Below are 21,226 nucleotides of genomic sequence, written 5' to 3'. Positions count from 1 at the left end.
ACACCGCCAGGGAACCCCCACGCGCCGTGGGCCGGATCCACCACTGTGGGCGGCCCACCATCGCGGGCGGGGCAAACCGCCGTGGGCGGCCCACCGCCGCCCACCGCCAGGGAACCCCCACGCGCCGTGGGCCGGATCCACCACTGTGGGCGGCCCACCATCGCGGGCGGGGCAAACCGCCGTGGGCGGCCCACCGCCAGGGCGGCCCACCCGCCGTGGGCCGGACCCGCCGCCAAGGCAACGACGCGGCGCCGGGACGACGGCCCTCACCACCGGTGTGCGGCTCGGCGCCACCCTTATTGCCGGGGCGCGGCTCGGCGTCGCGACGGGGAGACTTCCTGCTGGGAAGCGGGCCCCGTCAGGGAGCGGCTCAGCGCCCCCCGTACCGGCGGTGCTCCCGCTCGTCGCGGCGGCGGTCACGCAGCTCGTGCCGGGCCTCGCGCAGTTCCTGCCGCTCCGACCTGCGGTCCAGCCTCTCCTGGCGCCGCTGCTCCTTCAGACGCAGCCGCTCCTCCCGGGTCACCTTCCGCTCCACCCCGACCCCGCCCCAGAAGGCGAACCCGTTGACGATCACCCGCGGGGCACCCGGCTCGCCCGGCACCCCCTCCTCACGGTGGTCGAAGCCCCCCATGATCCCCAGGCCGCGCACGACCACCTCGACCCCGGGCGGCACCACGACCTGCATCCCGCCCATGATCGAGACGCAGGTGATCTCCACCTCGCGGTCCGCGAAGTACGCCTCGCGCAGGTCGATCTCGCCACCGCCCCAGAAGGCGAAGCAGGTGAACCGCTTCGGCACCGTCCAGCGCCCCTTGCGCTGGAAGCCGGACATGATGGCGACGGCACCGGCCGACGACCCCTCGCCACCGACGATCCGCCCCGCCCAGTCCCCGCTCGCGGCGGGCTCCTTGCGCAGGGACACGGCAGGCGCGCCGCCCGCACCCGTACCCGGCGTCGGCAGGTCACGCGTGATCGGCGTCAGCTCACCGTAGGTACGCGCCTTGTACGTCGCCTCCAGCCGCTCCTCGAACTCCTCCATGTCGAGCCGCCCTTCGGCCAGGGCGTCCCGCAGGACCTCGGCGACTCGTTCACGGTCGGCGTCGGAGGCGCGCAGATCCGGGGCATCGTCGGTCATGACAGCAGACTACGAGGTCCCCCGGGCCCACGGCTACGACACCGACTCCTCCCGGCCGCCGCCGAGTTCGGCCCGCCCCGCCCGCCCGGCCTGCCCCGCGTACATCGTCGCGATCACCGCCTCGATGTCCGGCTCCCGCACCGACAGGTCCACCAGCGGATACTCCGCCGCGATGCCCGCCACCAGCGGCGCCGCCGACTGCGCCGCCGGGAACGCCAGCCACTGCCGCGGGCCCTCCACCTTCACCACCCGCGCCGACGGCACCTCGATCGGCGGCAGCTCCCGCTCCAGGTCCACCACCAGGATCCGTTCGCTCTCCCCCACCTCGTGCAGCCCGGCGAGCGGCCCGTCGTACATCAGACGACCGTGGTCGATGACCATCACCCGCGAGCACAACTGCTCGATGTCCTGCAGGTCGTGCGTGGTCAGCAGCACCGTCGTGCCCCGCTCGGCGTTCAGCTCCCGCAGGAACCCGCGCACCCTGGCCTTGGAGATGACGTCCAGACCGATGGTCGGCTCGTCCAGGTACAGCACCTCCGGATCGTGCAGCAGCGCCGCCGCGATGTCACCGCGCATCCGCTGGCCGAGCGAGAGCTGACGCACCGGAACGTCCAGCAGACCGCCCAGTTCCAGCAGTTCGACGCAGCGCTCCAGATTCTCCTCGTAACGCCGGTCCGGGATGCGGTACATACGGTGCACCAGCCGGTACGAGTCGATCAGCGGCAGATCCCACCACAGCGTCGTACGCTGCCCGAACACCACACCGATACGGCGCGCGAGACGGGTGCGCTCACGGGAGGGATCGATGCCGGCGACCCGCAGCCGGCCCCCACTCGGAGTCAGGATGCCCGTCAGCATCTTGATGGTGGTCGACTTGCCGGCGCCGTTCGGGCCGATGTAACCGACCATCTCACCGCGCGCCACACGGAAGGAGATCGAGTCGACCGCCCGCACCTCCCGGCGCTCCCGCTTCAGGAAACCGGTCTTCTTGCGGACGTCGAAAACCTTCTCGACACCGTCGAGTTCGATGAGACCTTCGCCGAAACCGTCGTCCATGTCCCGCAACGCCCCTAACTCCCCGTACTCCGATACGAGCGCAGCCCCGCCCGCCACGCCAGCCTCGCGAGCGCGCAGCACGCCACCGCCACCAACGGCGGCGCGAACGCCGCCCACCGCGGCAGCCCCAGCGGATACGGCCGCCCCAGCACATAGGCCGCCGGCACCCAGTTCACGAAGGCCAGCGGCAGCACGAACGTCACCCCGCGCACCAGTTCCTTGCCGAACACGGTCGGCGGGTACTGCAACAGCGTCGTACCGCCGTACGTGAACGCGGCCTGCGCCTCGGACGCGTCCTGCGCCAGGAACTGGAACGCGGCACCCGCCACGAACACCGCGCAGAAGATCACCGCGCCGCTGACCATCGTCACCGGCAGCAGCAGCACCTTCGGCCAGGTCCAGTCGACGTCCATCGCGCCCAGCGCGTACCCGAGGACCAGCAGCCCCTGGGTGATCCGGCCGATCCGGCGCAGCGCGAACCGGTCCGCGGCGACCTGCGCGAGCACCGGCGCGGGCCGCACCAGCAGCGTGTCCAGCGTGCCGTCACGCACCCGCCGGCCCAGCCGGTCCACCGAGCCGATCGCCAGGTCCGCGAACCCGAACGACGTGGCCGACAGGCCGTACAGGAAGGCCACCTCGGGCAGCGTGTAGCCACCGAGCGCGTCGACCCGCGAGAACATCAGCAGGATCGCCATGAAATCCAGGCCGCTCGCCACCAGCCCGCCCAGCGCGGTCATCGCGAAGGACAACCGGTACGCCATCGTCGAGCGGATCCACATCCCGGCGATCAGCCGGTAGGCCCGAAGCCCCTCCAGCACCGCACCGCTCTCACCCACCCTGCACCACCACCCGCCGCGTCGCCGCCGCCTGCACCAGCCGCCCCGCCGCCAGCAGCACCACCGCCCACCCCGCCTGGAAGGCGTACGTCCGCCACGCGTCCGCCTTCCCCATCAGCAGGTCCGCGGGCATCTGGAGCAGCGCCGACCACGGCAGCGCCCGCACCACCTCCCCGAGCGCCCCCGGGAAGGCGTTCAGCGGCAGCACCATCCCCGTGCAGAACATCCCGGTGATCATCAGCATCTGCAGCGCGCCCGTCCCGTCCAGCAGCCAGAACCCGCTCAGCGCCACCAGGAACCGGATCGCGAAACTGACGACCATCGCGAGCACCACCGCGACCAGGAACCCCGCCCAGCGGAGCGGATCGTGGGGAACGGCCGTCGGGAACACCAGCAGCCCGAACGCGAACGGGATCACCCCGCGCCCCATCAGCTGGAACAGCGACCGCCCCAGGTCGGTGGCCAGCCACCACGCCTGGAGGTCGGCCGGCCGGTACAGGTCGGTCGCCACCTCACCCGTACGGACGCGCTCCATCAGTTCGACCTCGAAACCACCGCCCTGCAGCGCCAGCGTCGCGTACAGCGCCTGCCCCAGCCACACATAGGTGACGGCCTGCGCCTGGTCATAGCCCCCGAGGTGGGGTCTTTCGTCCCACAACGCCAGGTAGGTGTAGACGAGGATCACCCCGAAGACCGTGTTGGTGAACACCCCTGCCGCAGTGGCCGCGCGATAAGTCGCGTACCGTCTGAAACCCCCCGCCGCGACGGCCGCGTACAACCGTCCAGCGCCCAAGTCGATCTACCTCCCGGAGCCTTTGACACCGAAGCGCAGGAGCCTACTGCGCGGCCGTACCGGCCGACCACGCATTTTCCTGCCGGACACGCGCCGGAATCCGGGAACGGAACGCTTGGTGCGAGAGTCTTCACTCGGGGGCGCAGAGGACGTACGAGGGCGTACGGCGACACGACGTTACACAGGAGTCCGTGCACGACATGAGCGACGAGCCGCAGCCGCAGCCGCGAAACCAGGGCGGGGTGCCGACGGAACCGCCCGCGGCTGAAGGGCCCGGGAAGCAGGTGGACCGGGAGGAGAAGGACGGCAAGGCCGCCCGGGCGGCCGAGGTACCCGCGGAAGCCGGGGCACCCGCGGAAACCGACGCGGCCGGGGAACGGCCCGCGGCCAAGGCACCCGCGGAGCGCAAGGGGCCTGAGGAGCCCAAGGAAGCCGAGGAACCCGAGGCGGCGGAGAGGACCCAGGTCCTGCGCCGCGTCAAGGCTGCCCAGACGCCGCCCGCGGCCCCCGCGGCATCGGGGACCAAGGAGACTCCGGCCCAGGCGAAGCCGGCGGCCAGGACGCGGTCGGAGCCCGGGGCAGCCGAGAAGACCGCCGAGAAGACCCAGGTCCTGCGCCGCATCAAGGCGACCCAGACGCCCCCCGCGGCCCCGGCGACCCCGACGACCCCTTCGGCAGCGGGGGCCGGCGCGACCTCCAAAACACCTGAAACCACCACGAACCCCGCAACCCCGCGAGCCGCAACGGCTCCAGGGGGCAAGGGGGACGCGGCGGCCAGGACGCAGCCGGAACCCGAGGCAGCCGAGAAGACCGCCGAGAAGACCCAGGTCCTGCGCCGCGTCAAGGCGACCCAGACGCCCCCCGCGGGCCCCGCCGCTCCGGCAGTCGCCGCGACTCCGGCGACTCCAGGAGCCCCGGCCCCCGCGGGCCCGTCGGCCAGGGCGAGCGCGACCGCCCCGGCGCCCCAGGTCCCCCAGCAGCCCAGGACCGGCGGCACGGCGCAGACGGCCGGCACCGCCGAGGCACCGAACGGACCCGGGACCGCCTCGACGGCCCAGCTGCCCCGGCAGACGGGGCAGGCGACCACGGCCACCCCCGAGAGCGCCCCGGGCGGCGGTGACGGCCAGGCCAGGGGCGAGGGCAAGAAGCCCAAGCGCCCCAAGCGCACCGGCTGGCGCCGTCTCTTCCCGACCTGGCGGATGGTGCTCGGCACCTTCGTCATCGGCGTACTGCTGCTCTTCGGCCTGTTCTTCCTCGGCTACTCGATGGTGAAGATCCCGCCGGCCAACGCGCTCGCCATGAAGCAGAGCAACGTCTTCCTCTACGCCGACGGCTCCCAGCTGGCCCGCGACGGCGAGGTCAACCGGGAGAACGTCACCCTCGCCCAGATCTCCAAGGACGCCCAGCACGCCGTCCTGGCCGCCGAGGACCGCGACTTCTACACCGAGTCCGCGGTCGACCCCAAGGCGATGATCCGCGCCGCCTGGAACACCGCCACCGGCAAGGGCAAGCAGTCCGGCTCGACGATCACCCAGCAGTACGTGAAGAACTACTACCTCGCGCAGGAACAGACCGTCACGCGCAAGGCCAAGGAGTTCTTCATCTCGATCAAGCTGGACCGCAACAACAGCAAGGACCAGATCCTCCAGGGCTACCTCAACACCAGCTACTTCGGCCGCAACGCCTACGGCATCCAGGCCGCCGCCCAGGCCTACTACGGCAAGGACGCCGTCGACCTCGACCCGGCCCGCGCCGCCTACCTCGCCGCCCTGGTCAACGCGCCCAGCGAGTACGACGTCGTCGCCCACCCCGAGAACAAGTCGGCGGCCGTCGCCCGCTGGAACTACGTACTGGACGGCATGGTCAAGAAGGGCTGGCTGAGCCGCTCCGAGCGCACCGGCATGAAGTTCCCGATGCCGAAGGAGCAGACGACCTCCACCGGCCTGTCCGGACAGCGCGGCTACGTCGTCTACGCGATCAAGGACTACCTCGTACAGAACAAGATCCTCACCAAGGACCAGCTCGAGGCCGGCGGCTACCGCATCACGACCACCCTGCAGAAGCGCAGGCAGGACGCCTTCGTGAAGGCCGTCAACGACAAGCTGATCTCCAAGCTGGACAAGAAGAACAACAAGGTCGACAACTACGTCCGCGCGGGCGGCGCCTCCGTCGACCCCAAGACCGGCAAGGTCGTCGCCATGTACGGCGGCATCGACTTCGTCAAGCAGTACACCAACGGCGCGACCCGGGGTGACTACCAGGTCGGCTCCACCTTCAAGCCGTTCGTGTTCACCTCCGCGGTCCAGAACGGCTCGACCACACAGTCCGGCCAGACCATCACACCGAACACCTACTACGACGGCACCAACCAGCGGCCCGTGCAGGGCTGGAGCGGCGGCCCCTACGCACCGGAGAACGAGGACTCCAAGTCCTACGGTCAGATCACCGTGCGCAAGGCGACCGACCTCTCCGTGAACTCGGTGTACGCCCAGATGGCCGTCGACGTCGGCCCGTTGAAGGTCAAGCAGACCGCGGTCGACCTCGGCATCCCCTCCGGCACCAAGGACCTGCAGCCCTACCCGTCCATCGCGCTCGGCACCGCGACCGCCAGCGTCCTGGACATGGCGGAGGCGTACGCCACCCTCGCCAACCACGGCAAGCACGGCACGTACACGATGATCGACAAGATCACCAAGGACAACAAGACCGCGGTGCAGCTGCCCGGGCAGACCACCAAGCAGGCCGTCAGCCGAGAGGCCGCCGACACCACGACCTCCGTCCTCCAGAGCGTCGTCCAGACCGGCACCGCGACCGCCGCCCAGCAGGCCGGCCGCCCCGCGGCAGGCAAGACGGGCACCGCGGAGGAGGACACGGCGGCCTGGTTCGCGGGCTACACGCCCGACCTCGCCACCGTCGTGTCCGTCATGGGCCAGGACCCGGTGACGGCCCACCACAAGCCGCTGTACGGCGCGCTGGGCCTGCCCCGCATCAACGGCGGCGGCGCACCCACCGAGATCTGGGCGCAGTACACCAGGGACGCGCTGAAGGGGAAGCCGGTCAGCGACTTCGACCTGGAGCTGCAGCAGGGCGCGGACGTCCAGGCGCCCCCCTCCATGGAGCCCAGCCAGCCGGCCACCGGAAGCCCGACCGACGGCCAGACCGGCCAGGGGCAGACGCAGGGCCAGACCGCCGGGCAGACCGGCACCCCCGGCACCAACACGCCCAGCGGCCCGACCGACGGCAACACGACCCCCGGCGCCAGCCCGGGAACCACCGCCGGGAACACGGCCGGCAACACCGCCGGGAACACGGCGGGGAACACGGCCGGCAACACCACCGCGGGCAACGACGCCGGGGGCGCGACAGCGGGCGACGCCGGCGGGCAGAACGACGGCGGAAACGACGCCGGGACCACGGTCGGCCCCCAGGGATTCACCTGGCGGGAGTGACCCGACCGGAAAGCGAAAGGGCTGGTGACCACGGTCACCAGCCCTTTTCGATCACTGCCGGAAGGCCTGCTACAGGTACAGCCCCGTGGTGTCCTCGGACCCCTCGAACCGGTCCGCGGCCACCGCGTGCAGATCGCGCTCGCGCATCAGCACGTACGCGACGCCCCGCACCTCCACCTCGGCACGGTCCTCCGGGTCGTACAGGACGCGATCGCCCGGCTCCACCGTCCGGACGTTCTGCCCGACCGCGACGACCTCGGCCCAGGCCAGCCGCCGCCCGACCGCCGCCGTCGCGGGGATCAGGATGCCGCCGCCCGACCGCCGCTCGCCCTCTCCGGTCTCCTGCCGGACCAGGACCCGGTCGTGCAGCATCCGGATGGGCAGTTTGTCGTGCTGGCTGCTGTGCTCGTTTCTGTTGGCGCTCACGCTCTCGAACCTACCTGCCTTTGCCGCGTACGGACGCCGCCGGGTCAGCCCTTGCGACGGCGCGTTCCGAGGGCGAGCAGCCCCACGAGCCCGACGGCCACGAGCGCGACGGGCACGACCCGCTCCAGCCGGGGCGCCCCGTCCTCGTCGACGAACTGGGCCCGCACCTCGGTCACGGCCCGGTTGACCTGGACGTAGGCCCGTCCGAGGGTGTGATCGATGTTCGATACCACCTTGGCCCTGGCGTCCCCGACGATGGTCTTCGGATGCACCCGCACCCCGATCTCGTCCAGCGTCTCGGCCAGCACCTCGCGGCGGCGCTTGATGTCCGCCTCGATCTGCGCCGGGGTTCTGGTGTCCGACGTCTCCGCCACCGTACGGCCTCCGAAGTCTGCTGAGTGCGTTGTGCTGCACAGTCTGTCAGCTCAAGGGCCGACCGTACTGTCAGGACCCCCGGTTACGCTGGCCCAATGAGCGAGCGACTCCAGCCCGGGGACGTGGCCCCCGCCTTCACCCTGCCCGATGCCGACGGCAACGACGTGTCCCTGGCCGACCACAAGGGCCGCAAGGTCATCGTCTACTTCTACCCCGCCGCCCTCACTCCAGGCTGCACCAAGCAGGCCTGCGACTTCACCGACAACCTCGACCTCCTGGCCGGCGCGGGCTACGACGTCATCGGCATCTCCCCCGACGCCCCCGAGAAACTCGCCAGGTTCCGCGAGAAGGAATCCCTGCGGGTCACCCTCCTCGCCGACCCGGACAAGAAGGTCACCGAGGCCTACGGCGCCTACGGCGAGAAGAAGAACTACGGCAAGACCTACCTCGGCGTGATCCGGTCCACGGTGGTGGTGGACGAGGAGGGCAAGGTCGAGCGGGCGCTGTACAACGTCCGGGCTACGGGACACGTGGCCAAGATCATCAAGGATCTGGGGATCTGAGCACCCCGTTTCGCCACTTGCGAGCGGCTCGCACCGGGGTTCCGGTGCGGGCCGCTTTCACATGCGGTGCGTGACCGTCCGATAAACGGTTCGTTACTCCGTACGGGCCGCGAACGTGCGGCCGGAACGGAGGGACCATGCCCGTCAGGTACACCCGCGAACTGCTGGAGGAAGCAGCCCGCGAGACGAAGCACATCGACGATGCCGTTCAGTGGTGCGGCGGCACACCGACTCCAGGGAGCAGGCGCTACCTACGCGTGAAAATGGCCGAGGCCGACGTGGACATCTCGCATTTCGCCACAAACCAGGTGCGGCACACGGAAGAGCGCCTACGCGAAGTCGTGGCGGTGTCGGTCAGCATCAAGGACGTGGTGCGCCACCTCGGAATCAGCCAGGTCGGGGGAAACCAAACGCACATCAGCCGTCGCGTCGCCGCGCTCGGAATCGACACTTCACACTTCACCCCTGCGCGCAAGAGGCGCCCGAAGGGATCACTCGGCGGTCCGCTCACCCTGCGGAGCCCCGAGGACGGAAGGGTCCCTGGTGAGCGGCTGCTCCGAGAGCTCCTGCGTACCGGAGTCCGTGAAGTCTGCGCGGCGTGCGGCACAGGGCCGGAGTGGAACAGCAGGCCGCTCCGCCTCGAAGTCGACCACATCAGTGGAGACTGGTGGGACAACCGCCCGGAGAATCTGCGCTTGCTGTGCCCCAACTGTCATGCCACGACCGACACTTACCGGGGAGGCCAGAGGCGGAGGAGTGCGTGACGACTCCCAAGTACCCCAGGGACGTGCTGATGGGGACTGCGGCCGTCTCAACGAGCCTGGTGGATCTGATGCGACGGCTGGGCACGACGTTGGGCAGCGGCCCTCGGCGCTACCTGCGTGACAGGCTGGAGCACTATGGGATCGACACCTCGCACTTCGTCGAAGAGCCGCTTCCACCGCGAGAGAAGCGGTCCTATGCGCGCGATTTACTGGAGGAGGCGGCGGCCCGGTCGCACAGCATCCGCGAGATGTTCGAGTATCTGGGCTATCCGCCCGAGGACAGCCCTTACGGGCTCATCAGAAAGCGACTGGACCAATTCGGCATCGACACATCGCACTTCACCCGTGGCTTCGGGCGCAATCTTGAAGATCTTCCCCGGGACGTCCTCGCATCGGCGGCCGCCCGAGCCACCAGTGTTGCCGGCCTCCTCAGGATCCTCGGCTACCGCGACAGCAATGGCGCCGCCCGCACACGGGTGAAGCGCACTCTGCAGGCACACGGCATCGCCACTGATCACTTCACCGGGCAAGGTCACTCTCGCGGCTCCGTATCGCGACACCGAAAGTCTGCCGACCACATCCTGCGCCGAGAGGAGCCAGGCTCTAACCGCACCAAGACAGCCCTGCTACGACGCGCCCTCGACGACCTCGGTGTGCCGCACGTCTGTGCCGAGTGCGGCACCAGCGACATCTGGCACGGTAAGCCCCTGGTCCTGGAGATCGACCACATCAATGGTGACCGCCTGGACAACCGCCGTGCAAACCTCCGGTATCTCTGCCCTTCATGTCACAGCCAGACGGACACCTACGCAAATCGATCTCGTCGCATCCCCGCTCCCCGAGGGCCGGTAGAGTAGCCGGTGATGCGGGTCCGTACCCCAGCTGGCCAAGAGGGCGCCGGTTTAGGTCCGGTGTGTCGTGGGTTCGAGTCCCACCGGGCCCACAGGAACGAATGGGCCCGACGTCTTCACTTCCAAGGCGTCGGGCCTTCTCGTCCCGTCAGACCAACAACTCCCGAACCACCGGCACCAGCGCTCGGAACGCCTTCCCGCGGTGGCTGATCGCGTTCTTCTCCTCCGGGGAGAGTTCCGCGCACGTCCGCGTCTCCCCCTCCGGCTGGAGGATCGGGTCGTAGCCGAAGCCGTTCGTGCCGGTGGGGGTGTGGCGCAGGGAGCCCCGCAACCGCCCCTCGACGACCCGTTCCCGCCCGTCCGGCAGGGCCAGCGCCGCCGCGCAGGCGAAGTGGGCGCCGCGGTGGGTGTCGGTGATGTCCGCCAGCTGGGCCAGGAGCAGGTCCAGGTTGGCCTTGTCGTCGCCGTGGCGGCCGGACCAGCGGGCGGAGAAGATGCCGGGGGCGCCGTTGAGGACGTCCACGCAGAGGCCGGAGTCGTCGGCGACGGCGGGCAGGCCGGTGGCCTGGGCGAGGGCGTGGGCCTTCAACAGGGCGTTCTCGGCGAAGGTGACGCCGGTTTCCTTGACGTCGGGGATGTCGGGGTAGGCGTCCGCGCCGACGAGTTCGTGGGGCAGGCCTGCGTCGGCGAGGATCGCCCGGAGTTCGGTGATCTTTCCGGCGTTGCGGGTGGCGAGGATCAAGCGGGTCATGTCCCCAGTATCGGGGGGCGTCAGGGGGTGCAGACCTTGGTCAGTTCGCCCGCGGCGTCCGTGACCGGGGTGAGGTCGGGGGTGTCGTCGCCGTTCTTTATGGCTGTACGGACGTTGTCGACCGCCTTGTTGAGGTGGTCGACGGCCTTGTTGACGTCCGTGTTGTCGGTCTTGTCGCCTATTTTTCTGACGTTCCGCTCGATGGAGTCGAGGGAGGCGTCGGTCTGGGTCGGGTCGTTGGCGGCGTTCTCGACGGCTTGTTGGAGGTCGGTGACGCTGTCGGCGACGGAGTCGGCGGTCTGTACGCAGTCGAGTGCCTTGTCGACGGCGGAGCAGCCGGTGAGCAGGCCGGCCGTGAGTGCGGCGGTGGCCGCGGCGGCGGCGATCGCGGTACGTCGGTGTCGGTGTCGGTTCGCGGGCATGGGTGTTCCTCCCCCTTGCGGCCCCTGCGGGAGGCCCCCGTTGATCTGCTTGTCGGCACTCGTAGGGACGCGGGGGCGGGCGGCCGGGTTGCGTGTTCCGGCCTGCCCGTTTGACGTTTCCTTTGCCTCGTGGGCCGGTGCCGGGCGCTCGGGTCAGCGCGGGAGGGGTGTTTCGAGTGCCTTTCGCTGCAGTTCGGCGAGTTCGGTGCAGCCGGTGACGGCGAGGTCGAGGAGGGCGTCGAGTTCGTCGCGGGCGAAGGGCTCGGCCTCGGCGGTGCCCTGGACTTCGACGAAGCGGCCGTCGCCGGTGCAGACGACGTTCATGTCGGTTTCGGCCTTGACGTCTTCCTCGTAGCAGAGGTCGAGGAGGGGGACCGCGCCGACGATGCCGACGGAGACGGCGGAGACGGTGCCGGTGAGCGGCTGGCGGCCGGGCTTGATGAGCTTCTTGCCCTGGGCCCAGGCGACGGCGTCGGCGAGGGCGACGAAGGAGCCGGTGATGGCGGCGGTGCGGGTGCCGCCGTCGGCCTGGAGGACGTCGCAGTCGAGGACGATGGTGTTCTCGCCGAGTGCCTTGTAGTCGATGACGGCGCGCAGGGAGCGGCCGATGAGGCGGGAGATCTCGTGGGTGCGGCCGCCGATCCTGCCGCGGACGGATTCGCGGTCGCCGCGGGTGTTGGTGGAGCGGGGCAGCATGGCGTATTCGGCGGTGACCCAGCCTTCGCCGCTGCCCTTGCGCCAGCGGGGGACGCCTTCGGTGACGGAGGCGGTGCAGAGGACCTTGGTGTCGCCGAAGGAGACGAGGACGGAGCCTTCGGCGTGCTTGCTCCAGCCGCGTTCGATGGTGACGGGGCGGAGCTGTTGGGGGGTGCGGCCGTCGATTCGAGACATGGCGATGAGCCTAGCCGCAGTTGGGGAAGGGGCTCGTCCCGTGGCGGGAAGAGCCCCTTGAGGGTGAGGGGGTGAGCGGTGGGCTACATCATGTCTTCGATTTCCGCGGCGATGGGGTCGGCGTCGGTGCCGATGACGACCTGGATGGCGGTGCCCATCCTGACGACGCCGTGGGCGCCGGCGGCCTTCAGGGCGGGTTCGTCGACCAGCGAGGGGTCGGCGACCTCGGTGCGCAGGCGGGTGATGCAGCCCTCGATCTCCTCGATGTTGTCGATGCCGCCGAGCCCGGCGACGATCTTCTCAGCCTTGCTGGCCATGTAGCTCTCCCTGATCTTGACCGCTTTGTCTACGTCGTCACAGTTGTGCCCGTGTCGCACGCTTTCGTGGTTTTGTGTACCGAATGATGGCGGTCGCGACAGCGGATCCGAACCGTACGGGGACTGGTCTACACCAGCTCCCGGACGGCCGCCAAGCCCGGCCTGAAGTATCAAGGAATCGCGGGTTCCTTATACGGCCTTCACCGTGCTACAACATGGTCTACACCACTGAGTGGTGTAGACCAGAGACGCCGCCGTCCTCCCTCCCCACGTCCCGGGGCGGCGCCATGCCCACTTGGAGGAAGTTGTGACCACGGCCAGCGCCGCTCCCGCGGCCGAGACTAAGAAGAAGGGCCCCGGCGTGATGGCTGTTCTGCAGCGCATCGGCCGCAGCCTCATGCTGCCGGTGGCGGTCCTTCCCGCCGCCGCCCTTCTGGTGCGCCTCGGCAACGCCGACATGCTGGGACGCCCGTCGTTCCCCGCGTTCTTCACGAAGATAGCGGGCTTCATGGCCGCCGGCGGGAACGCGATCCTCGACAACATGGCGCTGCTGTTCGCGGTGGGCATCGCCATCGGCTTCGCCAAGAAGTCGGACGGCTCGACAGCGCTCGCCGCGGTCGTCGGTTACCTGGTCTTCAAGAACGTGCTGGCCACGTTCACCGACAAGAACCTGCCCAAGGTGGCGACGGCCGTCGACGGCAAGGTCGTCATGGTGAACCAGCCCGTGGACGCCAAGGTCCTCGGCGGTGTGGTGATGGGCCTCGTGGTCGCCCTGCTCTACCAGCGCTTCTACCGCACGAAGCTGCCCGACTGGGCGGGCTTCTTCGGTGGCCGGCGTCTGGTTCCCATCCTGTCCGCCTTCGCGGGCCTGGTCATCGGCATCGTGTTCGGCTACATCTGGCCGGTCCTCGGCACCGGCCTGCACAGCTTCGGTGAGTGGCTCGTGAAGTCGGGCGCGGTGGGCGCCGGCATCTTCGGTGTGGCCAACCGCGCGCTGATCCCGATCGGCATGCACCACCTGCTGAACTCGTTCCCGTGGCTCCAGGCGGGCGACTACCACGGCAAGAGCGGCGACATCGCGCGCTTCCTGGCCGGTGACCCGACCGCGGGCCAGTTCATGACCGGCTTCTTCCCGATCATGATGTTCGGTCTCCCTGCGGCCTGCCTGGCCATCGTGCACTGTGCCCGCCCGGAGCGCCGCGCGGTGGTCGGCGGCATGATGTTCTCGGTCGCGCTGACCAGCTTCGTGACGGGTGTCACCGAGCCGATCGAGTTCACGTTCATGTTCATCGCTCCGGTCCTGTACGCCATCCACGCGGTCCTCACCGGTATCTCGTTGGCACTGACCTGGGCGCTCGGCATGAAGGACGGCTTCGGCTTCTCGGCCGGCGTGATCGACTACGGCCTGAACTTCGGGATCGCCACCAAGCCCTTGGAGCTGCTGCTGGTGGGGCTGTGCTTCGCGGTGGTGTACTACGTGGTCTTCCGGTTCGCGATCATCAAGTTCAACCTGCCGACGCCGGGCCGCGAGTCCGACGAGGAGCTGGCGGAGCTGCAGAAGGCGGAGGCCAAGTAGGCACCCCCGGTACGTACGAAGGCCCCGGACCGCACAGGCACAGGTCCGGGGCCTTCTCGTGCGTGGGGTCAGATCTCGTACGACATCCTCGGCACCGCCAGTTCCACCGGACCGTCGAAGACCGCGCGGGCGTCGGTCAGGTTGGCCTGGGGGTCGGTCCACGGGGGGATGTGGGTGAGGACCAGGCGGCGGGCGCTCGCGCGGGCGGCCGTCTCGCCCGCCTCGCGGCCGTTGAGGTGGAGGTCGGGGATGCTTTCCTTGCCGTGCGTGAACGCGGCCTCGCACAGGAACAGGTCGGCGTCCCGGGCCAGCGTGTCGAGCGCCTCGGTGACGCCGGTGTCGCCGGAGTACGTGAGGGACTTCCCGCCGTGCTCGATGCGGATGGCGTACGCCTCCACCGGGTGGCGCACCTTGTCGGTGTGCACGGTGAACGGGCCGATCTCGAACGTGGACGGCTTCACCGTGTGGAAGTCGAAGACCTCGCTCATGGAGGAGGCGGTGGGGGTGTCGGCGTAGGCGGTGGTCAGCCGGTGTTCGGTGCCCTCGGGTCCGTAGACCGGGAGCGGGTCGCAGCGGCCGCCTTCGTGGCGGTAGTACCGCGCCACGAAGTACCCCAGCATGTCGATGCAGTGGTCGGCGTGCAGATGGCTGAGGAAGATCGCGTCGAGGTCGTAGAGACCGCAGTGGCGCTGCAGCTCGCCAAGGGCGCCGTTGCCCATGTCGAGGAGCAGCCGGAAGCCGTCGGCCTCGACGAGGTAGCTCGAGCAGGCCGATTCCGCGGACGGGAACGACCCCGAGCAGCCGACGACGGTGAGCTTCATGAAGCAGAAACCTCCGTAGGCGGATAAAGGGTAGCAAGAGGGGGCTGACGGGGGTCGTGCGGTCCGTCGAGCGTAAGGCGCAAAAGCGCCGGTCGCTCCTCCACCCAGGGCTGTTGTGGGCGAACTCACCTGTGGTGTCACCGGTTCGGCTGGACCCGAGGCGTAAAAGGCTTACGAGAGGGCGCGCGATGGGTATCGCGCGCCGGTAACGTCTTGCGTATGGACAGGTCCTGGTGGCTGGCGCTCGCGGCGGTGGTGTTGCTCGCGCTGGTCGCCACGCTCGTGGACGGCTGGGGGCGGGGGCGTCGTCCGCCGCGGCGCAGGACCCGCCCGCCGGGTCGGCCCGGAGAACCGCGCGGGCGGGCGACCCGGCCGCACCCCGGGGACATCTGGTGGGCCGTCGTGCCTTTCGAGGACGGGCCGGGCGGCAAGGACCGGCCGTGTCTGGTGCTGGCGGTGCGCGGCAACCGGGTGACCGTCGCGAAGATCACCAGCCGGTACCGGGACGAGCGGGCCGGGGTGATCCCGCTGCCGCCGGGCTCCGTGGGGGACGTGCGGGGGCGGCCCAGCTTCCTGGAGACCGACGAGCTGCGGCATGTGCCGGTGGGGGACTTCCGGCGGCGGGTGGGCGTGGTGGACCCGGTCCTGTGGGACCAGGTGCGGCACTTGGCGGGGTAGGGGGTTGTCCCGGGGGGATTCTCAGTGGACCTCCACGGTCACCGTCCAGCCCTGGATGCCCTTGCAGGACATCTGGCCGGGGCGGCTCGCGCACAGCGGACGGGACGAGGTCAGGTGGGCGGTGCCGGGGGCGACCGCCTGGAACGCGGCGACGGCGTCGCCCGGCTGGATGACGAACCCCGGGTTGGCGGCCTTCAGCGCGTCGCCGTCGGCGGTGACCGGCTTCCAGGGGCGTTCCTTGGTGCCGTCCAGGGTGAGCCGGAGGGTCTGGCCCTTGGTGAGGCAGACGGTGCGGCCGTTGTCGCCGGCGTCGAGCTGGGTGCGGGGGGTGCAGGGTCCGCCGGAGCCGCTCGGGGTGGGCGACTGCGGCTGGGAGTGGGTGGACTGCGACGGCGAGGGGGTCACCGACCCGCTGCCGGCCCCGCCTCCCCCGTTCTGCGAGCCGCAGCCGGCGAGGAGCAGCGCTGCTGCCGCGACGGCGGCGGCGGACGTGCGGTGGAGCGTCGTGCGGCGCATGTGGTGCCCGCCTTTCCGCTGGGACCTGGTCTGGTGCGGATGTGACGTGCGGAAGGCGTATCCGGATCCGTGCGGGGCCCCGGTCTTGGCCGGGGCCCTGCTTGGAGCGGCGGTGCGTCAGCTGGTCGTCACGGCGGTGTCGTCGAGGACGAAGCTGGTCTGGAGCGAGGAGTCCTCGGTCCCGCTGAACTTCAGCGTGACGGTGGATCCGGCGTAGGAGGACAGGTCGATGGACTTCTGGGTGTAGCCGGAGGCGGCGTTGGTGTTCGAGTACGTCGCCAGTGTGGTCGAACCAGCGGTCACGGTCAGCTTGTCGTACGCGCTGCTGCCGGTCTCGGCGGTGTCGATGTGCAGGTAGAAGGTGAAGGTGGCCTTGCAGCCCGAGGGGATGGTCACCGACTGGGACAGGGTGTCGGTGTGGGTGGAGCCGTAGCCGTCGAGCCACGCCTTGTAGGAGCCGCTGTGCGCCGCTTCACCGTTGTCGTTGGTGATGACGCCGCTGGAGCCGGTCCAGGTGGTGTTGCCGGACTCGAAGCCGGGGTTGCCGAGGAGCTGCGTCGAGGTGCAGGTGCCGCCCCCGGTGGAGCTGACGGTCCAGGTGAAGGAGGCGGTGCCCGAGGCGCCGGTGGAGTCCTTCGCGGTGACGGTGGCGCCGTAGGTGCCCGCGGTGGACGCCGTGCCGGAGATCAGGCCGGTGGAGCTGTTGATCGTCAGGCCGGTGGGCAGGCCGGTGGCGCTGTAGGTGAGGGTGGCGCCGGCGCTGTCGCTCGCGCGGATCTGCAGGCTGACGGAGCTGCCGGTGGTGGTGGACTGGCTGCCGGGGTTGGTGACGGTCACCGTGTTGCCGGTGCTGGTGCCGGAGGTGAAGGCGGCGGTGCCGTTGGGGGTGCCCCAGCCGGTCGGGCCGTCGTAGCCGGTGCCGGCGGTGCAGAAGTACGAGGTGGAGCAGCTGCCGTTGCTGCCGCTGGTCACGTCGTACAGGCTGCCGGTGTGGCTGTAGGGGTACTTCGCCGGGTAGTCGCCGGAGCCGGGGGTGCCGGCGAGGGCGTAGACGCCGGCGATGATGGGTGCGGAGGCGCTGGTGCCGCCGTAGACGGCCCAGCCGGAGCCGCCGTAGGTGTCGTAGACGGCGACGCCGGTGGCGGGGTCGGCGACGGCGGAGACGTCGGCCTCCATGCGCTTGGCGCAGCCGGTGTCGGTCTGCCAGCTCGGCTTGGGGTCGTAGGAGGAGCAGCCGGAGCCGGTGCCCTCGGTGCTGGAGGTCTTCCAGACGGACTCGGTCCAGCCGCGGGAGTTCGAGGACGTGGACAGTGCGGTGCCGCCGACGGCGGTGACGTACTGGGAGGTCGCCGGGTATTCGGCGCCGTAGGCCTCGTCGCCGGAGGAGACGGTGATGGCGACGCCGGGGTGCTTGAAGTACGAGGTGTCCTCGCCGGTCTGGGCGGAGGACTCGGAGCCGCCCCAGCTGTTGGAGACGAACTTGGCACCGAGGGCGACGGCCTCGTTCTCGGCGGCGCCGAGGTCGGCGTCGGTCGCGGAGTTGGCCTCGACGAGGATGATGTTGCAGTTGGGGCAGACGGCGCTGACCATGTCGAGGTCGAGCGCCTCCTCGCCGGCCCAGCCGCTGTCGTTGGTCGGCAGGGAGGTGGTGGAGCCGGTCTGGCTGACCTGCTTGAAGCAGCCGCTGGCGACCGTGCACGCCGACAGGCCGTAGGTGGAGCGGTAGGTGGCCAGGTCGGAGGCGGCGTTGGGGTCGTTGTAGGCGTCGACGACGGCGACGGTCAGGCCGGAGCCGCCGGTCGAGGGCAGGTTGTAGGCGCTGTGCAGGTTGGCCGGGCTGAGGCCGGAGGGCGCGGCGGCGACGGCCGCGGCGAGCCGCTGTCTGATGTCGGTGCGGCGCTGGGCGAAGCAGGAGGCGTGGCCGGGCTTCGCGGTGGCGCACAGGTGCTTGGTGGGGACCTTCTGGCCGGGCTTGCCGGTGGGGTGGAAGGTCTGGCGGTGGGGGTCGGTGAGGGCCTTGGCGTTCTGGGTGACCCGGGAAGCGGGGGCGGGCGTCTGTGCCCCGGCCGTCGGTGCCGCGACGAGTCCGGCGACGGTGAGGGCGAGGGCGGGCACGGCGACGGCGAGGAGTCTTCGCAGGCTCCGTCTCCGCCTGCTCGGGCGTGACTCACGCATGGGGTACTGCCTCCATCGGTGGGGTCGAACTGGATGGGCAGGCCCGTGACGCGCGTAGCGGCGGCGAAACCGCGCAGTCATGAGCATGACATTTATGGAGTGGGGAACACCCTGGGTGCCGAGCTGAGCGTGACATGACAGGGTGCGGGCAGAACGTAGCCCCCGCGGCGGGACGGCGGCAGCCCCGGACCCACTTCTTTGCCGTCCTCTGGACAGCGTTTGGCCCCCTCATAGGAGGGGGCTGGCGAATCGCTGATGAGTTCTATGCCCAGAGCTGGCCCTGCAGCGTCTCGATGGCCTCCTCGGTGGTGGCCGCCGTGTAGACGCCGGTGGAGAGGTACTTCCACCCGCCGTCGGCCACGACGAAGACGATGTCCGCGGACTCCTCCGCGTTGACCGCCTTCCTGCCGACGCCGATCGCCGCGTGCAGGGCGGCGCCGGTGGAGACGCCCGCGAAGATGCCCTCCTGCTGCAGGAGTTCACGGGTGCGGGTGACCGCGTCGGCCGAGCCGACGGAGAAGCGGGTGGTGAGCACGGAGGCGTCGTACAGCTCCGGTACGAAGCCCTCGTCGAGGTTGCGCAGACCGTAGACCAGGTCGTCGTAGCGCGGTTCGGCGGCGACGATCTTCACGTCCGGCTTGTGCTCGCGCAGATAGCGTCCGACGCCCATCAGGGTGCCGGTGGTGCCCAGGCCCGCGACGAAGTGGGTCACCGAGGGCAGGTCGGCGAGGATCTCCGGGCCGGTCGTGGCGTAGTGGGCGCCCGCGTTGTCCGGGTTGCCGTACTGGTAGAGCATCACCCAGTCCGGGTGCTCGGCGGCCAGTTCCTTGGCGACGCGGACGGCCGTGTTGGAGCCGCCGGCCGCCGGCGACGAGATGATCTCCGCGCCCCACATGGCGAGCAGGTCGCGGCGCTCCTGCGAGGTGTTCTCCGGCATCACGCACACGATGCGGTAGCCCTTGAGCTTGGCCGCCATGGCCAGCGAGATACCGGTGTTGCCGGAGGTCGGCTCCAGGATCGTGCAGCCGGGGGTCAGCCGGCCGTCCTTCTCCGCCTGCTCGATCATGTGCAGCGCGGGACGGTCCTTGACCGAGCCGGTCGGGTTGCGGTCCTCGAGCTTGGCCCAGATACGGACCTCCGGGGACGGCGACAGCCGCGGCAGGCACACCAAGGGCGTGTTCCCTACCGCGGCCAGCGGGGAGTCGTACCGCATCCGGATCAGGCCATGCCGCCGGCCACGGCCGGCAGGATCGTGACGTTGTCGCCGTCGGCGACCTTGGTGTTGATGCCGTCGAGGAAGCGGACGTCCTCGTCGTTGAGGTAGACGTTCACGAAGCGGCGCAGCTCGCCGCCGTCGACGATACGGGCCTGGATGCCCGCGTGCCGGGTCTCGAGGTCGGCGAAGAGTTCGGCGAGGGTGTCCCCGGTGCCCTCCACCGCCTTCTGGCCGCCGGTGTAGGTGCGGAGGATGGTGGGGATGCGGACCTCGATGGCCATGGTTGCGGGCTCCTGTCGGATGGTGTCGGGTCGATGGGCGCGCGGCAGCGCAGACATTGCGGGTGGTGCGTGAGACGCCGCGGCTCACGGCCGTACGGCGGCAGGGCCTGCGTCAACAGATGGCGCTGGCGAGCCTGCACAGGTCGACGTGCAGCCGCGCCACGAGCAGTGCGCCCGGCGTCTTCTCGCTCACGTCGTTCAGAACCATGGGCTCATCGTATCGATTCCCGGTCCGCCTCCCGGTAGGTGATCCCACATGCCGGACGGAACCGTGCCGGGAAGTGAGACCGCCCCTTCAGGCGGACGCTCGCCGCACCAGGCTGGTCGGTATCACCACGGAGGACGCCTCCGACGGGCCCTCGCCCATGAGCAGCCCGGCCATCAGCCGGCCCATCTCCTCGACGTCCTGGCGGACGGTGGTCAGCGGCGGGTCGGTGGTCCCGGCGATGGAGGCGAGGTCGTCGAACCCGACGACGGCGACGTCCTCGGGCACCCGCAGCCCCCGTTCGCGCAGCGTCTGCAGCGCGCCGGAGGCCATCAGGTCGGAGGCGGCGAAGACGGCGTCCAGGCCGGGGCAGCGGTCGAGCAGGGCGGCCATCGCCCCGGCACCGCCCCGCAGGGTGTAGTCGGCCCGCTCGACGAGCTCGGGCAGGGAGGCTTCCAGGAGGACGTCGCGGTACCCGGCGAGCCGCTCGGCGGCGGAGTGTTCCTGGTCGTAGGGCCCGGCCACGGTGGCGATGCGCCGTCGGCCGAGCGAGACGAGATGCCGCACGGCCTGGCGGGCTCCCCCGCGGTTGTCGCCGTCGACGTAGGCGTGACCGCGTACGGTGTCGCCGTCGCGCAGCAGCGGTCGTCCGCCGAAGACGGCGGGCAGGCCGACCTTGTCGATCATCTCGTGCAGCCGGTCGCCGGGGCGCAGGGAGAACAGCAGGGCGCCGTCGACATGGCCGCCGGCGAGGTAGTCGGTCACGCGCGCGTAGTCCTCGGGCTCGTCGAGGAACAGGAGCACGGCCTGCGCGCCGTGCCGGGCGAGTTCCCGGCGGATGCCGCGCAGGAGGCAGTCGAAGAACGGGTCGAGGAAGAGCCGGTTCTCGGGCTGGGGGGCGACGACGGCGACGGCGCCCGTGCGGTGGGTGACGAGCTGCCGGGCCGCCTGGTTGGGCACATACCCCAGTTCGGCGATCACGTCCCGCACCCGGCCGGCGACCCGGGCGCTCACCCGTTGCTCGCCGTTGATCACCCGGGAGACCGTGGACTTCGAGACCCCGGACCGGCGGGCGACGTCCTCCAGAGTGGGCCTGCCGTTCGACCGCTGCGTCAACACCATCTCCGAT

General features: G+C 70.3%; 23 protein-coding genes and 1 tRNA gene. 7 read left to right on the top strand and 17 right to left on the bottom strand.

Annotation, left to right across the window (positions count from 1 at the left end):
• Positions 1–370: 370 nt before the first annotated feature.
• From ACWC21_RS10235 to ACWC21_RS10220, 4 genes are read right to left on the bottom strand one after another with little or no spacing between them, the layout of a single operon-like run.
• The gene (locus tag ACWC21_RS10235) at positions 371–1,135 is read right to left on the bottom strand and encodes a DUF1707 SHOCT-like domain-containing protein (protein ID WP_450880063.1); all 765 of its coding nucleotides are present in this window, start codon (positions 1,133–1,135) and stop codon (positions 371–373) included.
• 33 nt (positions 1,136–1,168) lie between these two features.
• Positions 1,169–2,191: an ABC transporter ATP-binding protein gene (locus ACWC21_RS10230; RefSeq protein ID WP_450880061.1), complete on the bottom strand. Its 1,023-nt coding sequence runs from the start codon at positions 2,189–2,191 to the stop codon at positions 1,169–1,171.
• Between the two features lie 14 nt (positions 2,192–2,205).
• Entirely contained in the window at positions 2,206–2,970 is a 765-nt protein-coding gene (locus ACWC21_RS10225) for an ABC transporter permease (protein WP_450880228.1), read from the bottom strand.
• 49 nt (positions 2,971–3,019) lie between these two features.
• Positions 3,020–3,820, bottom strand: a complete 801-nt coding sequence (locus ACWC21_RS10220; RefSeq protein ID WP_450880060.1) for an ABC transporter permease — start codon at positions 3,818–3,820, stop codon at positions 3,020–3,022.
• A 1,058-nt stretch (positions 3,821–4,878) separates the two neighbouring features.
• Between ACWC21_RS10220 and ACWC21_RS10215 the strand changes: the two genes are divergently transcribed.
• Complete coding sequence (locus ACWC21_RS10215) at positions 4,879–7,269, top strand: transglycosylase domain-containing protein (protein WP_450880226.1); 2,391 nt, start codon at positions 4,879–4,881, stop codon at positions 7,267–7,269.
• 69 nt (positions 7,270–7,338) lie between these two features.
• Here ACWC21_RS10215 and ACWC21_RS10210 read toward each other — a convergent pair whose 3' ends face one another.
• Both ACWC21_RS10210 and ACWC21_RS10205 read right to left on the bottom strand, forming a co-directional pair.
• The gene (locus tag ACWC21_RS10210) at positions 7,339–7,695 is read right to left on the bottom strand and encodes a GroES family chaperonin (protein WP_450880058.1); all 357 of its coding nucleotides are present in this window, start codon (positions 7,693–7,695) and stop codon (positions 7,339–7,341) included.
• A gap of 44 nt (positions 7,696–7,739) precedes the next feature.
• Positions 7,740–8,069 carry a DUF3618 domain-containing protein gene (locus tag ACWC21_RS10205; RefSeq protein WP_450880056.1) on the bottom strand — a complete coding sequence of 110 codons (330 nt, stop codon included), beginning with the start codon at positions 8,067–8,069 and terminating at the stop codon, positions 7,740–7,742.
• Positions 8,070–8,165: 96 nt separating this feature from the next.
• Between ACWC21_RS10205 and bcp the strand changes: the two genes are divergently transcribed.
• The 4 genes from bcp (at position 8,166) to ACWC21_RS10185 (ending at position 10,340) form a co-directional block, all read left to right on the top strand.
• The gene (gene bcp / locus ACWC21_RS10200; protein ID WP_450880054.1) at positions 8,166–8,633 is read left to right on the top strand and encodes a thioredoxin-dependent thiol peroxidase; all 468 of its coding nucleotides are present in this window, start codon (positions 8,166–8,168) and stop codon (positions 8,631–8,633) included.
• Between the two features lie 137 nt (positions 8,634–8,770).
• Positions 8,771–9,397: an HNH endonuclease gene (locus ACWC21_RS10195; protein WP_450880052.1), complete on the top strand. Its 627-nt coding sequence runs from the start codon at positions 8,771–8,773 to the stop codon at positions 9,395–9,397.
• 29 nt (positions 9,398–9,426) lie between these two features.
• Complete coding sequence (locus ACWC21_RS10190) at positions 9,427–10,254, top strand: HNH endonuclease (protein ID WP_450880224.1); 828 nt, start codon at positions 9,427–9,429, stop codon at positions 10,252–10,254.
• A 10-nt stretch (positions 10,255–10,264) separates the two neighbouring features.
• A tRNA-Leu gene (locus ACWC21_RS10185) sits at positions 10,265–10,340 on the top strand.
• A gap of 56 nt (positions 10,341–10,396) precedes the next feature.
• Here the strand turns inward: ACWC21_RS10185 and rdgB are convergent.
• From rdgB to ACWC21_RS10165, 4 genes are all read right to left on the bottom strand, one after another.
• The gene (gene rdgB, locus ACWC21_RS10180) at positions 10,397–10,999 is read right to left on the bottom strand and encodes an RdgB/HAM1 family non-canonical purine NTP pyrophosphatase (protein WP_450880050.1); all 603 of its coding nucleotides are present in this window, start codon (positions 10,997–10,999) and stop codon (positions 10,397–10,399) included.
• A 20-nt stretch (positions 11,000–11,019) separates the two neighbouring features.
• The gene (locus ACWC21_RS10175) at positions 11,020–11,421 is read right to left on the bottom strand and encodes a hypothetical protein (RefSeq protein ID WP_450880048.1); all 402 of its coding nucleotides are present in this window, start codon (positions 11,419–11,421) and stop codon (positions 11,020–11,022) included.
• A 153-nt stretch (positions 11,422–11,574) separates the two neighbouring features.
• Positions 11,575–12,312 carry a ribonuclease PH gene (gene rph, locus ACWC21_RS10170; RefSeq protein WP_450880046.1) on the bottom strand — a complete coding sequence of 246 codons (738 nt, stop codon included), beginning with the start codon at positions 12,310–12,312 and terminating at the stop codon, positions 11,575–11,577.
• 83 nt (positions 12,313–12,395) lie between these two features.
• Positions 12,396–12,644, bottom strand: a complete 249-nt coding sequence (locus ACWC21_RS10165; RefSeq protein WP_450880222.1) for a glucose PTS transporter subunit EIIB — start codon at positions 12,642–12,644, stop codon at positions 12,396–12,398.
• Between the two features lie 292 nt (positions 12,645–12,936).
• Between ACWC21_RS10165 and ACWC21_RS10160 the strand changes: the two genes are divergently transcribed.
• A complete protein-coding gene (locus ACWC21_RS10160; protein ID WP_388801761.1) occupies positions 12,937–14,205 on the top strand; it encodes a PTS transporter subunit EIIC in 1,269 nt (422 codons plus the stop codon).
• A gap of 68 nt (positions 14,206–14,273) precedes the next feature.
• On the opposite strand, the gene ACWC21_RS10155 is transcribed toward ACWC21_RS10160, so the two are convergent.
• Positions 14,274–15,026, bottom strand: a complete 753-nt coding sequence (locus ACWC21_RS10155; RefSeq protein ID WP_450880044.1) for an MBL fold metallo-hydrolase — start codon at positions 15,024–15,026, stop codon at positions 14,274–14,276.
• Positions 15,027–15,245: 219 nt separating this feature from the next.
• Between ACWC21_RS10155 and ACWC21_RS10150 the strand changes: the two genes are divergently transcribed.
• Positions 15,246–15,704, top strand: a complete 459-nt coding sequence (locus ACWC21_RS10150) for a type II toxin-antitoxin system PemK/MazF family toxin (protein ID WP_450880042.1) — start codon at positions 15,246–15,248, stop codon at positions 15,702–15,704.
• Positions 15,705–15,725: 21 nt separating this feature from the next.
• Here ACWC21_RS10150 and ACWC21_RS10145 read toward each other — a convergent pair whose 3' ends face one another.
• The 6 genes from ACWC21_RS10145 to ACWC21_RS10120 form a co-directional block, all read right to left on the bottom strand.
• Positions 15,726–16,220 carry a hypothetical protein gene (locus ACWC21_RS10145; protein WP_450880040.1) on the bottom strand — a complete coding sequence of 165 codons (495 nt, stop codon included), beginning with the start codon at positions 16,218–16,220 and terminating at the stop codon, positions 15,726–15,728.
• Positions 16,221–16,337: 117 nt separating this feature from the next.
• Complete coding sequence (locus ACWC21_RS10140) at positions 16,338–18,395, bottom strand: putative Ig domain-containing protein (RefSeq protein ID WP_450880038.1); 2,058 nt, start codon at positions 18,393–18,395, stop codon at positions 16,338–16,340.
• Positions 18,396–18,657: 262 nt separating this feature from the next.
• Positions 18,658–19,608 (bottom strand): PLP-dependent cysteine synthase family protein, encoded by a 951-nt coding sequence (locus ACWC21_RS10135; protein WP_450880036.1) that lies wholly within the window; start codon positions 19,606–19,608, stop codon positions 18,658–18,660.
• A gap of 5 nt (positions 19,609–19,613) precedes the next feature.
• On the bottom strand, positions 19,614–19,892 hold the full coding sequence (locus ACWC21_RS10130) for a MoaD/ThiS family protein (protein WP_450880034.1): 279 nt from the start codon (positions 19,890–19,892) through the stop codon (positions 19,614–19,616).
• A gap of 112 nt (positions 19,893–20,004) precedes the next feature.
• Positions 20,005–20,100: a putative leader peptide gene (locus tag ACWC21_RS10125; RefSeq protein WP_020132206.1), complete on the bottom strand. Its 96-nt coding sequence runs from the start codon at positions 20,098–20,100 to the stop codon at positions 20,005–20,007.
• Positions 20,101–20,187: 87 nt separating this feature from the next.
• Positions 20,188–21,219 (bottom strand): LacI family DNA-binding transcriptional regulator, encoded by a 1,032-nt coding sequence (locus ACWC21_RS10120; RefSeq protein ID WP_450880032.1) that lies wholly within the window; start codon positions 21,217–21,219, stop codon positions 20,188–20,190.
• Between the last annotated feature and the right edge of the window lie 7 nt (positions 21,220–21,226).

The organism is Streptomyces sp. NPDC001348 (genome assembly GCF_053597535.1).
Note: the sequence above shows the minus strand (reverse complement) of the source record. Positions and strands in the feature narration are given on the sequence as shown.

Coding starts and splice junctions, on each gene's coding strand:
- ACWC21_RS10230 (WP_450880061.1), bottom strand. CDS start 2,191: ATGGACGACGGTTTCGGCGAAGGTCTCATCGAACTCGACGGTGTCGAG.
- ACWC21_RS10195 (WP_450880052.1), top strand. CDS start 8,771: ATGCCCGTCAGGTACACCCGCGAACTGCTGGAGGAAGCAGCCCGCGAG.
- ACWC21_RS10155 (WP_450880044.1), bottom strand. CDS start 15,026: ATGAAGCTCACCGTCGTCGGCTGCTCGGGGTCGTTCCCGTCCGCGGAA.
- ACWC21_RS10190 (WP_450880224.1), top strand. CDS start 9,427: ATGGGGACTGCGGCCGTCTCAACGAGCCTGGTGGATCTGATGCGACGG.
- ACWC21_RS10145 (WP_450880040.1), bottom strand. CDS start 16,220: ATGCGCCGCACGACGCTCCACCGCACGTCCGCCGCCGCCGTCGCGGCA.
- bcp (WP_450880054.1), top strand. CDS start 8,166: ATGAGCGAGCGACTCCAGCCCGGGGACGTGGCCCCCGCCTTCACCCTG.
- ACWC21_RS10135 (WP_450880036.1), bottom strand. CDS start 19,608: ATGCGGTACGACTCCCCGCTGGCCGCGGTAGGGAACACGCCCTTGGTG.
- ACWC21_RS10120 (WP_450880032.1), bottom strand. CDS start 21,219: ATGGTGTTGACGCAGCGGTCGAACGGCAGGCCCACTCTGGAGGACGTC.
- ACWC21_RS10125 (WP_020132206.1), bottom strand. CDS start 20,100: ATGGTTCTGAACGACGTGAGCGAGAAGACGCCGGGCGCACTGCTCGTG.
- ACWC21_RS10150 (WP_450880042.1), top strand. CDS start 15,246: ATGGACAGGTCCTGGTGGCTGGCGCTCGCGGCGGTGGTGTTGCTCGCG.
- rdgB (WP_450880050.1), bottom strand. CDS start 10,999: ATGACCCGCTTGATCCTCGCCACCCGCAACGCCGGAAAGATCACCGAA.
- ACWC21_RS10130 (WP_450880034.1), bottom strand. CDS start 19,892: ATGGCCATCGAGGTCCGCATCCCCACCATCCTCCGCACCTACACCGGC.
- ACWC21_RS10235 (WP_450880063.1), bottom strand. CDS start 1,135: ATGACCGACGATGCCCCGGATCTGCGCGCCTCCGACGCCGACCGTGAA.
- ACWC21_RS10225 (WP_450880228.1), bottom strand. CDS start 2,970: ATGTGGATCCGCTCGACGATGGCGTACCGGTTGTCCTTCGCGATGACC.
- rph (WP_450880046.1), bottom strand. CDS start 12,312: ATGTCTCGAATCGACGGCCGCACCCCCCAACAGCTCCGCCCCGTCACC.
- ACWC21_RS10175 (WP_450880048.1), bottom strand. CDS start 11,421: ATGCCCGCGAACCGACACCGACACCGACGTACCGCGATCGCCGCCGCC.
- ACWC21_RS10140 (WP_450880038.1), bottom strand. CDS start 18,395: ATGCGTGAGTCACGCCCGAGCAGGCGGAGACGGAGCCTGCGAAGACTC.